A 12,964-nucleotide genomic window follows, 5' to 3' on the forward strand; every position below is an offset into this window, starting at 1 on the left:
GCGCGTCGGCTGGAGTCATCTGCCTCAGCCGCTTTGCCTTGCTACCTAGGCGTGCCCGCCCTGCGTACGCAGGCGGGCGTTCATTCCAGTGGCCGCACCCAGATATTGCGAAAACTGACCGACTGCGAGGGATCGCCGTGCGCCTGGAGTTTGATCGGCGCCTCGACGTATGGCTTGTATTTCGGCTTGCCGATGTAGAAGGTCTCGCCGGCAAGCTGGGTGTGGTTCTGCATCAGCACGCCGTTATGGAACAGTGTCACGTAGCCCGTTGACTTCAGCGTGCCATCGGCGGCAAACACCGGTGCGGTCCAGATGACGTCGTAGGTTTGCCATTCCCCCGGCGGGCGCATGGCATTGACCAGCGGAGGTGTCTGTTTGTAGACGCTGGCCGCCTGTCCGTTGACATAGGTTTTGTTCTTCCACGAATCCAGGATCTGGATCTCGTAACCCTCATCGGCCGGCCCGGTCGAGGCAAGGAACAGGCCGCTGTTGCCGCGCGCCTGGCCTTCGCCCTGTATGTCTTTGGGCACCTGCCATTCCAGATGCAGCTGGTAGTTCTTGAAGCGCTGCCTGGTCTGGATGTTGCCCCCGGCCTTGTTCACCGTCAGCACGCCGTCGTGCACTTTCCAGCTTGCAGGAGAGTGGTCCTTGGACGACTCCCATTGGGAAAGATCGCGACCATTGAACAACACGACGGCGTCGGACGGCGGCTTGTTGTCCTGGCTACCTGCCGCAACGATCCTGGGTACCGGCTCCCACTGCTCGGTCGCCTTGGGATCGGTCTGTGCCCATGCGGCCGTTTGCATGCTGGCCGCGAGAATAGAAAGAACCATCGCGCTTTGACGTTTCATGGGCATCCTCTGGAGAAGTTCATACCGTGCATATCTTGAACGCCTCGGCGAACGAGGCGTACGGGTCGGATAGCGATGGCGTGAACTCGTGCGCGATGTAACCCTTGAAATCGAGGTCCGCGATCGCCTTGGCGATGGCGTGATAGTTGAGCTCCTGAGTGCCGTCGATCTCATGGCGACCCGGTACGCCGCCGGTGTGGAAATGCCCGATCCACGGGATGTTGTCGCGGATGGTGTGGATCACGTCACCCTCCATGATCTGCATGTGATAGATGTCGTAGAGCAGCTTGACGTTGGGCGAGTTGATGCCCTTCATCACCGCGACGCCGAACGCGGTGCTGTCGCCCTGATAGCCGTGATGGTCGACCTTGCTGTTCAGTAGTTCCACGCACACGGTGATGCCGTTCTCGGCCGCGAGGGGTGCGATCTTCGACAGGCCCGCGATGCAGTTGTCGACCGCCTGGCTGTCGCTTATGCCTGGCTTGCGATTGCCGAACATGGTGATCATGTTGGTCAGGCCGGCGCGCTTGGCGAGCGGGATCGTCGCTTCCAGTTCCTTCAGCAAGATGGCGTGGTTGGCCGGGTCATTGAAGCCCATGCTGATGAAGTCGTCCCGTCGCGCGGGATAACCCATCGTCACGGCCAGGCCGTGGTCGGCCACCACCGCCCATTCGTCCGCATACAGCAGATCGACACCGGAAAAGCCGATCGCCTTGAGGTGCTTGCACAGTTCGGGAAGCGGCGCCTTGGAAGTCCAGCGGCTCAGCGATTGTCTGAGGCGCCCGGGTGTCGCCTTCACGGGAGCGGCTTTGCCGGGGACGGCATCGGCGGCGGCGAGCAGCGGCATGGCACCGAGAGCCGCCACGCCGGCAGCGAGCTGGCCCAGCGCGGTGCGGCGACTGATGCCGTTGGACGTGGTGGTCATGGTTATTCGAGTCCCAGGATGTCGCGATTAAACGCGCTGTCGCTCACCGTCGCGGCGAAATCGTCGAACGCGCGCTCGGTGACCTTGATGAGGTGGTCGCGGATGAACACCGCGCCTTCCTGCGCGCCTTGCTGGGCGTCCTTGATGCAGCACTCCCATTCGAGCACGGCCCAGCCGGGATAGTCGTACTGCGCGAGCTTGCTGAAGATCGCGCCGAAATCGATCTGCCCGTCGCCCAGCGAGCGGAAGCGTCCGGGGCGATCGATCCAATTCTGGTAGCCGCCGTAGACGCCCGCGCGCCCGTTGGGACGGAACTCGGCATCCTTCACATGGAACGCGCGGATCCGCTCGTGATAGATGTCGATGAACTGCAGATAGTCCATCTGCTGCAGGACCATGTGGCTGGGGTCGTAGAGGATGTTGGCGCGCGGGTGCTGCCCGACCGCGTCGAGAAAGCGCTCGAAGGTCGCGCCGTCGTGCAGGTCCTCGCCGGGATGCAGTTCATAACAGACATCGACGCCGGCTTCGTCGAAGGCGTCGAGAATTGGCCGCCAACGCCGGCCGAGTTCCGCGAAGGCTTCCTCGATCAACCCGGCGGGGCGTTGCGGCCACGGATAGAACAGATGCCAGGCCAGCGCGCCGGAGAAGGTGGCGTGCGCAGTCAGGCCGAAATGCTTGCTCGCTGTCGCGGCGAGCTTGAGCTGCTGCACCGCCCATTGCTGACGCTGTTGTGTGTGGCCACGCAATGCGAGCGGCGCGAAACCATCGAAAAGGCGATCGTAGGCGGGGTGCGAGGCCACCAGTTGCCCTTGCAGATGCGTGGACAACTCGGTGACCACCAACCCGTGTTCGGCCAGCATGCCGGCGATGTCATCGCAATAGGTCTTGCTTGCCGCCGCCTGTTCCAGATCGAACAGGCGGCGGTCGTTGCTGGGGATCTGCACACCGACAAAACCGAGCGACGCCGCCCACCGGGCGATATCGGGCAGCGTGTTGAATGGCGCCGCATCGCCCGCGTACTGGGCAAGGAAAATACCCGGACCCTTGAGTGTTTTCATGCGACTGTTCTCATGCGCGTCCTTTTCATCGGTCAGATTCTCACTCCGTCTAGGTCGCCCAAGCCCTGCCATTGCCTGCCTGGGACAGCGGTATGTCGGCCTTGAATCCACCGGGGACGGCGACGTACTGCAGCACCTGCGTGCAGCCCGGTTGTGACACGAAGAAGCCCAGCATGGTCAACTTCTTGGTCCTCAGCACGAAGTCCTCCGCGGGCGGCAGCGTGGCATCCGGCGCATGGCCCAACGCGTTGGCGTGGAGCCTGGTCACCAGCGCCTTGCGCTGCGCCTGGTCGAGCTGGAGGAACGGCTTGCCTCCGGCCTGGTCGAACGCGGCCAGCGCGGTGAAGTAGCGCTTCTGCTCGGCCTTGGTATAGACGTCCTTGAACATCGAATCGATAAACGCCGGCACACCCGCGTCGCTCGCTCCCGGGGTATCCGTGCGCGGAATCACGATGTCGGCCACCGCAGCGATCAGGTTGCTCTGCGCCGGAGCGAAGAATCGGGGCGCTGCGCCCGCTTTTCGCGAAGCGGCATGCGCGTCGAAGACGGCCAGCAACGACGGTGCGACGAAGGCGCCGACGGCCAGCGCGGACATGCTTTTCAACCATTCACGACGGTTCATGGCTTGTTTCCTCAGAGGTTGCCGCGCTTGAGTTCTTCCACGGCATGGCTGGCCGCGCGTGCGGTCAGCGCCATATAAGTCAGGGACGGGTTCTGGCAGGCCGACGAAGCCATCGCCGAGCCGTCGGTGATGAAGACGTTCTTGCAGGCATGCATCTGGTTCCACGCGTTGAGCACCGAGGTCTTCGGATCACGGCCCATGCGCGCGGTGCCCATTTCGTGGATGCCGGCGCCGACGTTAGCCGGGGTGATCGAGGAGCGCACGTCGCGATAGCCGGCGGCGGTCAACATTTCCATGGCGTCGTCGATGATGTCCTTGCCCATCAGGATCTCGTTTTCCCCGTGGGCAGCATCGAAGTTGAGTACAGGCAGGCCGTATTTGTCCTTGCGATGGCGGTCCAGGGTCACGTGGTTCTGGTGGGACGGCAGCATTTCGCCGAAGCCTCCCAGCGACACTGTCCAGGGACCGGGTGTTTCCGCGGCGCGCTTGAGCTCGTCGCCGATCTCAGGCCCGTCCACCAGCCGGCTCCAGTCGCCGCGGCTCGCGCCACCCTGGTAGCCGAAGCCGCGCAGATAGTTGCGCTTGTCTGAGCCGATGTTGCGGTAGCGAGGAATGTAGAAGCCATTGGGCCGGCGTCCGGAGTAGTAACGATCTTCATGGCCCTCGACCAGCGCACTCGCGCCTCTACCGAACAGGTGGTCCATGATGTTGTGGCCCACTTCGCCGCTGTCGTTGCCAAAGCCGTTGGGGAAGCGGCTGGAAAGGGAGTTCAGCAGGATGTGCGCGGTGCCGAAGGTGGACGCGTTCAAAAAGATCACGCGCGCGAAGTACTCGGTCTGATGGCCGGTCTCCGCATCCAGTACACGCACACCGGTCGCCTTGCCCTTGGCGTTGTCGTAGATCAGCTCGTAGACGATGGCGTTGGTGACGATCGTCATGTTGCCGGTTTTCTCGGCGGCGGGAAGCGTCGATGCGTTGCTGCTGAAGTAGCCGCCGAAGGGACAGCCGCGCATGCACAGGTTGCGATACTGGCACCGCGTGCGCTGCGGACTCAGGTTGTGCTTGAGTGGTTCGGAGAGGTTGGCGGTGCGGCCGATGATCAGCTTGCGCTTGAACTTGTCGTCGAGCTTGCCCTGGAAATCCTTCTCGACACAGTTCAGCTCCATCGGCTTGAGGAATTGGCCGTCCGGCAGTTGCGCCAGGTTTTCGGTCGACCCGCTGACGCCGATGAAGTGCTCGACGTAGTCGTACCACGGAGCGAGGTCGTCATAACGGATGGGCCAATCCACGCCGACGCCTTCCTTGCCGTTCGCCTCGAAGTCCATGGCGCTGAAGCGATAGCTTTGCCGACCCCACATCAGCGAGCGTCCGCCAACGTGATAGCCACGAAACCAGTCGAACGGCTTGGTCTCTTCATACGGGTTGTCGATGTCGTCGACGAACCAGTGCTTGGTGGACTGCGTGATGCCGTAGAACGACGGACGCGTACTTTTCGGATGACGCGCGACGTCTTCGCGCGTCGGTTCGTCGGCATACGGCAGTTCCCATGGCGCCTTCATCGCGGTGGGATAGTCGCCGTGCTTGACCATGGGACCACGGTCGAGCACCAGGGTCTTGAGCCCCTTCTCGGTCAGTTCCTTGGCGGCCCAGCCACCGCTGACGCCGGTGCCGACGACGATGGCGTCATATGTATTCTTTTCCATGCGTTTCCCTTGAGACAGTTCAGCGCAGCGGGCGCAGGTAGGCGTAATCGACGCGCGCGGCGTCGAGCTGGCTCATGCGGGTGTAGGGGCCTTCCTGCTCGACGAAGCAATGCTTCAGCCCTGCGGCGTCAGCTGCCGCCATGATCGGTTTGTAATCGAGCGTGCCGCGGCCGAGTTCGGCACCCGGGAAGTCCTTGCCGCCGTGGGGCAGGAAATCCTTGGCATGCATCAGCGGGATACGGCCGGGGTTGGCCTTGAAGTAGTCCGCAGGGTTCTTGCCGCCCGCGTGGACCCAGCCGCAATCGAGCTCGAACTGCACGAGTCTGTGGTCGGTTTCCTTGAGCAGCACATCGTAGAAGGTCTGCCCACCACCCACGTCGGTAAATTCCAGATGGTGGTTGTGGTAGGCGTACTGCAGGCCTGCCTGCCTGGCTTTCTCGCCGAGGCGGTTGGCGTACTCGGCGGTGCGCTTGGCGTCGTCGAGCGTATAGGTTGGCTCCGATGCGCCGCCTTTTGCCTTCTGCATGATCGCCGGCAGCATGCTGCTGACGATGTACTTCGAACCCAGCACGTGGGCGGCATCGAGACCGGGCTCGAAACCGAGGCTGTCGAAGTGCAGGCTGGGCGAGCGCAGGCCGGCTTCGTTCAACTGGTCGCGCAGGGTCCTGGCGGTGCTGGTGACGATGGCTTCGATTTCCGTGTAGCCGATCGACTTGAGCGTCTTGAGCGCGCCGACGGGATCGCTCTGGTATGCATCCAGCACCATGTAGAGCTGGATGCCGAGCGCCTTGCCCTTGGTGGTGGCGGCGAGGAGTTTTCCGGGTGCGCCAAGGGTGAGCCACGCCGCCGCGCCAGAAAGCGCGGAACGAGCCAGGAACTGCCTGCGAGTCATCATGAACGGTTCTCCCGGGGAATGAGGGGCGCCTTGCGATCCTTGAAAAGCAGTACGAACAAGACCAGCACGACGGCGGCGCAGGCACCGGCGATCAACCAGATCCCGTGCCAGTCATACGCCACACCGCCCTGGGCATTGGTCCGCGTGTAGGTATCGACCACCACCCCGGACAACCATGAGCCGACGAACATGCCCAGGCCGTAGGTGAGGAAGGTGATCAGCCCCTGCGTCGCCGCGCGCAGCGCGGACGGTGCCTCGCGATCGATATAGATCTGGCCGACGACGAAGAAAAAGTCGAAGCAGATACCGTGCAGGATGATGCCCAGCCACAGCATCCACATCAGCTCGCCGGTGCCGCCGAAGGCGAACATGGCATAGCGAACCACCCAGGCCAGCATGCCGACGGCCAGCATGTACTTCACGCCCAGGCGCCGGAAGAACCATGGAATGAGCAGCATGCAGAGAATTTCCGACATCTGCCCACCGGTCATCTTGCCGGCGGCGTTGACCACGCCGATATCGTTAAGGAACAGGTTGGTGAAGGCGTAATAGAACTGCAGCGGAATGCAGATCAGGAACGAGGCGAGCGCAAATACCGCCATCGAGCGGTCGCGCAGCAGATGCAGCGATTCAAGCGGGAGTACATGACGGATCTCGAAGCGCTTGTCGCGCGCGAGCGGCGGCGTCGGCGGCAGGGTCAGGCAATAGACCGCCATCGCGAGCGAAAGGCCTGCCGCCAGGTGCAAGGGCGACGCGGTGGCCTCCACGCCCCAGGCGCCGACGATCAGGCCCACCACGATCCAGCCGATCGAGCCGAACACGCGAATCGCGCCGAATTCCTCCTGCGGATCATGGATATGCCGCATGGCGAGCGAGGTGGTCAGCGCCAACGTCGGCATGTAGCAGAGGCTGTAGGCCAGCAGGGCGACATACAGCAGCGGGAACGAACGCTGTTGCGCGGCGACCACCAGCAGGACCGCGCCGACGATGTGCAACAGGGCCAGCACACGGCGCGTATCGAACAGACGGTCGGCAATCAGCCCCACGAACAGCGGCGAGATCATCGCGCCGATGGCGGTGGTGCCCGCGATGGCGCCGATTTCCTTGCCGCTGAAATGCAGCGTCTGGCCAAGCCAAGTGCCGACCGTGACATACCAGGCGCCCCAGATCGCGAACTCGAACAGCATCATTATCCTAAGGCGCCACTTCATCCCCGTTTCCCCTTTGTGCGTCGTGGTTCGAGAGGGTCATCGATGTGCTGCCATACACCGCCCGCGGCATGGCTCTTGAGCATCGCGTCGACCAGCAGGCTGTTGCGATAGCCGTCGGCGAAGGTGGGTAACGCGTCAGGCCTGGTTTCGGGCGTGCCGCCGCGGCGAATCCATGCATAGGCGTCGGCGATGAGGTTGCCGAAGGCATCCGCCCAGGCTTCCGGATGGCCCGCGGGCAGATGCGCGTAACCGCGCGCGGCGAGATCAAGTAGCGCTGGGTCTCGCGTCAGCAGCGTATTTGCCTGCGCGTGGTGACCGATCCAGAGTTCGTTGGGCTGCTCTTGCCGCCACGCCAGCGAGGCCAGGCGCCCGCTTACTTCCAGGCGCAGGTCGTTCTTGTGGCCAGGAAGTACCTGGCCCACGGTGACGCAGCCGCGGGCGCCGTTGTCGAAACGCAACAGCACGCTGGCCAGGTCTTCACTGGTGATCTTGATCTTGCGCCGTGCCACCGACTTGGCCGCACCGGCGAAAGCTTGCGGTGAAGCGGCCGGCGCTTCGCGGATCGGCACCGCCGTATGCAGGTCGGCCAGCACGGCGGTGATCCTTGCACCGGTGACGTGTTCGGCCAGATCGCACCAGTGCGAGCCGATGTCGCCAAGCGCGGAACTGGCACCGCCCAACTTCGGATCGAGACGCCACGAATAAGCGCGTTCGTCGGTCAGCCAATCCTGCAGATAACAGCCATGGACGAACACTGCCGGGCCGACCTTGCCCTTGGCGATCATCGCGCGCGCCTGCTGCACCAGCGGATAGCCGCGATAGTTGAAGGTGACGACGTGCGCGACATGGGCTTCGCGCGCGGCCTCATACAGTTCGCGCGCTTCCTGCGGGCTGCTGGCAAGCGGCTTGTCGGAGATCACATGCTTGCCGGCACGCAGCGCCGCCAAGGAGACCTCCCTGTGCAAGTGGTTGGGCGTGGTGTTGTGGACCACCTGCACGGCGGGGTCGGCCAGCAGTTCCTGATAGCTCGCGTAGGCGCGTCCGGCGTTCAGTTCGCGTGCCCGTTTTTTTGCGGATTCGGGGCTGGAGCCAGCGATGCCGACGATCTCGACATTACCCAGGCGGCGCACGGCATCGAGGTGATGCGCGGCGATGAAGCCGGGGCCGACGAGCCCCATGCCGAGTTTCTTCATCGGGTTAACACCTTGGCGCTGGTCGATATGGACTGGCCTGCCACTTCCCCTCCGAGCTACCGCTGCCGCAAAAATGTATTCGATTACATCCGCATAAACACTAGTGTTGTCTGCGTCACATGTTTGAAGTTTGCTTCAGCGCATCGGGCAAATCGTCGTATAGCGCTTTAAATATGGCAATGTATGTAGCAGATGTATAAACGCCGCTGCAACGATTTCATGTAATCCATTACATTGCGTCGCACAAATATGGGTCGGAATGATCGCTTCGACATGTCATTCTCGGGCACTGCCGACTGGTATCGTGCCAAGGCACGGCGGCGATAAAGGGGGCTGGAACGCGTGAGTACGGACGGATCCAAAAGTAAACGGCCCGGCGTCAAGGGCGAGCGCACGAATGCTGCGCCGCAGCCTGCGCGTGTCCGGACGGTCAAGGAAATTGCCGCCATTGCCAAGGTTTCAGTGGCCACCGTGTCACGCGCCTTGCAGCGGCCCGAGCTTGTCAGCGAAGCGACACGCCAGCGTATCCATGAGGTGGTCAAGCGCCTTGGCTACACGCCCAATGCATTGGCACGCAACCTGCGCACCGCGCGTACGCGACTGATCATCGCCTTGCTACCCGACATCGCCAACCCGTTTTTTTCGGAGGTGATTCGTGGCATCGAACAGGTCGCGCACGAGAACGGCTACTCGGTGTTGTTGGGCGAGACGCAAAGCAGTCTTGTGCGCGAGCAGGCCTACGCCGACATGGTCGCGGCGCGGCAGGCCGATGGCATCATCACCATGTCCCCTCGCGTGCCGGCGATTCCCCTCGGTGGCCGTCTGCCCGTGGTCAATGCTTGCGAGTACGTCAAGGACAACAAGATCTCCAGCGTCTATATCGACAACGTCGCCGCCGCCGGCGCCGCAGTCGACTATCTCGTGACGTTGGGACACCGCGACATCGCCTTCATCGCCGGTCCATCGTCGAGCCCGATCTGCGTGGACCGCGAACAGGGCTACCGGCTCACCCTGCAGCGGGCGAAGATTTCCGTTAACCCCGCGCTGACCGCCGTCGGTGACTTTTCCATCGAGGCAGGCGAGCACGCCATCGAACGGCTTCTCTCGCAGGGACAGTCGTTCAGCGCGGTGTTCTGTTCCAACGACGAAATGGCGATCGGCGCAATGCGCGCCTTGATCTCGCACGGCCGGCGCGTGCCGGAGGACGTCTCCGTGGTCGGCTTCGACGATATCCGCTTCGCGCGCTACACCTCGCCGCCATTGACTACCGTCGCCCAGCCAAAGAATGCGCTGGGAAGGGAGGCGATGACCATGCTGATCGAGTTGCTCAACGATCCAGCGGTGCCGCCGCGCAAGCGCGTGCTGTCGGCTGATCTGGTGGTGCGCGGATCAACGGCGCCGTGTGCGGCCGGGCGTTGATGGCAAGTCGCTGACGTCGAAGTCGCAGCTTCATCCATGCTGCAAGCGCAGCCGCGACAATGCCTGCGCATGAATGGCTGGCGTTCCCGCCAGCACGCTGCGCGTCTCAAGCGTGAGCGGTGCGCCGTCGAGGTCGGTGAATACGCCGCCCGCTTCGCGCACGATCACCGCCAGTGCGGCGATGTCGAGGATGTTCACGTCCGACTCGATCACGAGGTCCAGCGAGCCGCGTGCGAGCAGGTGGTAGTGGCAGAAATCGCCGTAGCCGCGAATGCGGTTGCTGTCGCGGATCAACCCACCGAGCGCATCCCAGCGCGCGTCCGAGGTCAATGTCTTGATGTTGCCGGTGGACAGCGATGCATCGCCGATAACCGCGGTATCCGCGACGTGGACGCGCGTGCCGTCGAGCCAGGCGCCGTCGCCCTTGCTGGCCCACATCGTTTCGCCGTAGACCGGTGCGCTGGATACGCCCAACACCAGTTCGTCGCCATCCATCAGCGCGATCTGGGTGGAGAAGAACGGCGTGCGCCGCACGAAGCTCTTGGTTCCATCGAGCGGATCGACCAGCCACATCAACCCGCCGCGCTCGCCGTCCAGGCCGAACTCCTCGCCGTGGATCGCCGCCTGCGGCAACGCCGCGCGCAGAATTTTCCGGATCGCCTGCTCGGCCTCGCGATCGGCGACGGTCACCGGCGTGGCGTCGGATTTCAACTCGACTTCCACGCCGCGGCGCCAGTAGTGCCCGATCACTTCGGCGGCGGCGGCGGCGGCTTCGTGGGCGGCCGCAAGGGCAAGTGTGGCGAGATCCGGATTCATGGTTTTCCCGTGCGATGAGGGTCGGCAGTGTTCGGCGGCGAACCGCCGGCGAGTCCGCCACTGCGCTGGAGGTGGACACGACCTTGGTTATCGATCGGACCGAGCTGACTGAGCCATTGGCGCAGCGACGAATTGGCCTGGCGCGCCCGCAACGTGGCGTCCATGCGCCAGCCCAGCGGAATCAACTGCAACTGGCCTTGTACCTGCAACGGGCCATGACCGTCGTCCTGCAGCGTGGCCTGGATCACCCCGCCCTGCGCCTGCGCGTTGGCGCTCAGGTCACCCAGCGCCACCAGGCCTTGCGGCGTCTGCATGGCGGCATCGTGCCATTGTGCCACGGCCTGCAGCTGCAGCGGCCAGCCGCCCTGCAACAGCGCACGATCGACATGCAGCTGCAATTCGCCGCGGGGCTGGCCGAGCGGCGTCGCTGTCGCAGGCCGGGCCAGCGATTGCAGGTCGATGCGCAGGTCGGTCGCGCTCAGCTCGGTCTGCTCCGCCGACAGCCGCCGCATGTTTCCGGACACGTCCAGTTGCGGTCCGTTGAACTGCCATTGCGCGCGGACCCTGCCGATCAGCGCCGACCTCGATAGCTGCCATTGCAGCCGGCCGGCCACGCGTCCATCCACGCCCACCACCTGGCTGACGCTGCCATTCCACAGCGTGCCGCTGACCTGTTCGAGGCGGATGCCGTGGAGCCGCGTTTCGAATCGCGGCAGCACCCAGCTTGCGGGCACAAACCACGCCAGCAACAACGCAGCCAGCAACAACAGGCCGATTCCGAGCAGGGCGCTTCTCAGGTATTTCAATCGACGATTCCTTCTTCCGCGCACTGCATGGGCTTGAGCGGTTCGCGCGCAGCGTCGATGATAGCGTGATGACCATTCCCGCCAGCAGCAACGCCGCACTCGCCGTGCGCGACCTTCGACACGTGTGGCATCCATGCACACAGATGCGCGATCACGGCATCGCCAATGACGGCGCCGTGCCGATGGTGCCGATCGTCCGTGGCGAAGGAGCGTGGCTGGTCGACGCCGACGGCCGGCGCTACCTCGATGGCATCAGCTCTTGGTGGACCAACCTGTTCGGCCACGCCAATCCGCGCATCGCCGGTGCACTGGCCGAACAGGCACGCACGCTGGAGCATGTGATTTTCGCCGGCTTCACGCACGAGCCGGCGATCGAACTGGCCGAGGCGCTGGTGCGAATCACCCCGCCAGGACTCGATCGCGTGTTCTACGCCGACAACGGTTCGGCCGCGATCGAAGTGGCGCTGAAGATGAGCTTCCACTATTGGCTCAACCAGGGCCACGGCGAGAAGACACGTTTCATCGCGCTGACCGGCAGCTACCACGGCGAAACCCTGGGCGCGCTTTCGGTCAGCGACGTGGCGCTGTACCGCAAGACGTATGCGCCGCTGTTGCTGACGCCATTCCTGGCGCCGTCGCCGGACATCTATGAGGGCGAGTCTGGGGAGTCGCCCGAACAGATCGCCACACGCCGGCTCGGCGAACTGCGCCAGCTCCTCGAACGCCACGCGCACGAGACCTCCGCCGTGATCGTCGAACCACTGGTGCAATGCGCTGGCGGCATGCGCATGTACCACCCGTCGTATCTCACCGGCCTGCGCGCGCTGTGCGACGAGTTCGCGGTGCACTTCATCGCTGACGAGATCGCGGTGGGATTTGGCCGCACCGGCAGCTTGTTCGCCTGCGAGCAGGCGGGCGTGACGCCCGATTTCATGTGCCTGTCGAAAGGCCTTACCGGCGGTTTCCTGCCCTTGTCGGCGGTGTTGACCAGCGACGGCATTTACCAGGCGTTCTATGCGGAATACAACGCCGGCAAGGCGTTCCTGCATTCACACAGCTACACCGGCAATCCGCTGGCCTGCCGGGTCGCGCTGGAGACGCTGGCGATATTTCGCGACGAGCCGGTGCTCGAACGCAACCGCCAGCTCGCCACGCACCTGGCACGGCGACTGGAGCCGCTGCGCGCGCACCCACAGGTCGCCGACGTGCGCCAGACCGGCATGATCGCCGCCATCGAGCTGGTGGCCGACAAAGCCAGCCGCCGCCCCTATCCCGCCGACGAACGACGCGGCCTGCGGGTCTACCTGCATGGCCTGCAACACGGCGTGCTGCTGCGTCCGCTGGGCAACGTGGTCTACTTCATGCCGCCTTACGTGGTCACCGAGGCGGAAATCGACCTGCTGGTCGACACGGCCATCGCCGGCATCGAACGTGCCGTGACCGGCTGAACCCACACGATTCCGCG

At 63.9% G+C, this 12,964-nt stretch carries 12 protein-coding genes; 2 read left to right on the forward strand and 10 right to left on the reverse strand.

The window, feature by feature from the left end:
- Positions 1-80: 80 nt before the first annotated feature.
- From ACPPVV_RS14805 to ACPPVV_RS14840, 8 genes are read right to left on the reverse strand one after another with little or no spacing between them, the layout of a single operon-like run.
- Positions 81-851, reverse strand: a complete 771-nt coding sequence (locus ACPPVV_RS14805; RefSeq protein ID WP_426700635.1) for a 3-keto-disaccharide hydrolase — start codon at positions 849-851, stop codon at positions 81-83.
- A 19-nt stretch (positions 852-870) separates the two neighbouring features.
- A complete protein-coding gene (locus ACPPVV_RS14810) occupies positions 871-1,776 on the reverse strand; it encodes a hydroxypyruvate isomerase family protein (RefSeq protein ID WP_426700636.1) in 906 nt (301 codons plus the stop codon).
- Positions 1,777-1,778: 2 nt separating this feature from the next.
- Positions 1,779-2,834, reverse strand: coding sequence for a sugar phosphate isomerase/epimerase family protein (locus tag ACPPVV_RS14815; RefSeq protein ID WP_426700637.1), 1,056 nt, complete (start codon positions 2,832-2,834; stop codon positions 1,779-1,781).
- 49 nt (positions 2,835-2,883) lie between these two features.
- A complete protein-coding gene (locus tag ACPPVV_RS14820) occupies positions 2,884-3,456 on the reverse strand; it encodes a gluconate 2-dehydrogenase subunit 3 family protein (RefSeq protein ID WP_426700638.1) in 573 nt (190 codons plus the stop codon).
- A gap of 11 nt (positions 3,457-3,467) precedes the next feature.
- On the reverse strand, positions 3,468-5,159 hold the full coding sequence (locus ACPPVV_RS14825) for a GMC oxidoreductase (RefSeq protein WP_426700639.1): 1,692 nt from the start codon (positions 5,157-5,159) through the stop codon (positions 3,468-3,470).
- Between the two features lie 19 nt (positions 5,160-5,178).
- Positions 5,179-6,054 carry a sugar phosphate isomerase/epimerase family protein gene (locus ACPPVV_RS14830; RefSeq protein WP_426700640.1) on the reverse strand — a complete coding sequence of 292 codons (876 nt, stop codon included), beginning with the start codon at positions 6,052-6,054 and terminating at the stop codon, positions 5,179-5,181.
- Positions 6,051-7,265 (reverse strand): nucleoside permease, encoded by a 1,215-nt coding sequence (locus ACPPVV_RS14835; RefSeq protein ID WP_426700641.1) that lies wholly within the window; start codon positions 7,263-7,265, stop codon positions 6,051-6,053. The genes ACPPVV_RS14830 and ACPPVV_RS14835 overlap by 4 nt, the downstream gene beginning before the upstream one ends.
- Positions 7,262-8,458, reverse strand: coding sequence for a Gfo/Idh/MocA family protein (locus tag ACPPVV_RS14840; RefSeq protein WP_426700642.1), 1,197 nt, complete (start codon positions 8,456-8,458; stop codon positions 7,262-7,264). Before ACPPVV_RS14840 ends, ACPPVV_RS14835 begins: the two co-directional genes overlap by 4 nt.
- A 342-nt stretch (positions 8,459-8,800) precedes the next feature.
- Here ACPPVV_RS14840 and ACPPVV_RS14845 point away from each other — a divergent pair, with 342 nt between their 5' ends.
- On the forward strand, positions 8,801-9,877 hold the full coding sequence (locus ACPPVV_RS14845; RefSeq protein WP_426700643.1) for a LacI family DNA-binding transcriptional regulator: 1,077 nt from the start codon (positions 8,801-8,803) through the stop codon (positions 9,875-9,877).
- 30 nt (positions 9,878-9,907) lie between these two features.
- On the opposite strand, the gene ACPPVV_RS14850 is transcribed toward ACPPVV_RS14845, so the two are convergent.
- Positions 9,908-10,693 (reverse strand): inositol monophosphatase family protein, encoded by a 786-nt coding sequence (locus tag ACPPVV_RS14850; protein ID WP_426700644.1) that lies wholly within the window; start codon positions 10,691-10,693, stop codon positions 9,908-9,910.
- The gene (locus ACPPVV_RS14855) at positions 10,690-11,499 is read right to left on the reverse strand and encodes a type II secretion system protein N (protein WP_426700645.1); all 810 of its coding nucleotides are present in this window, start codon (positions 11,497-11,499) and stop codon (positions 10,690-10,692) included. The genes ACPPVV_RS14850 and ACPPVV_RS14855 overlap by 4 nt, the downstream gene beginning before the upstream one ends.
- Positions 11,500-11,567: 68 nt before the next feature.
- On the opposite strand from ACPPVV_RS14855, the gene ACPPVV_RS14860 reads away from it, so the two are divergent.
- On the forward strand, positions 11,568-12,947 hold the full coding sequence (locus ACPPVV_RS14860; RefSeq protein WP_426700646.1) for an adenosylmethionine--8-amino-7-oxononanoate transaminase: 1,380 nt from the start codon (positions 11,568-11,570) through the stop codon (positions 12,945-12,947).
- Positions 12,948-12,964: the final 17 nt, after the last annotated feature.

The organism is Rhodanobacter sp. Col0626, from assembly GCF_049994385.1.
In the GTDB taxonomy this organism is placed as follows: Bacteria; Pseudomonadota; Gammaproteobacteria; order Xanthomonadales; family Rhodanobacteraceae; genus Rhodanobacter.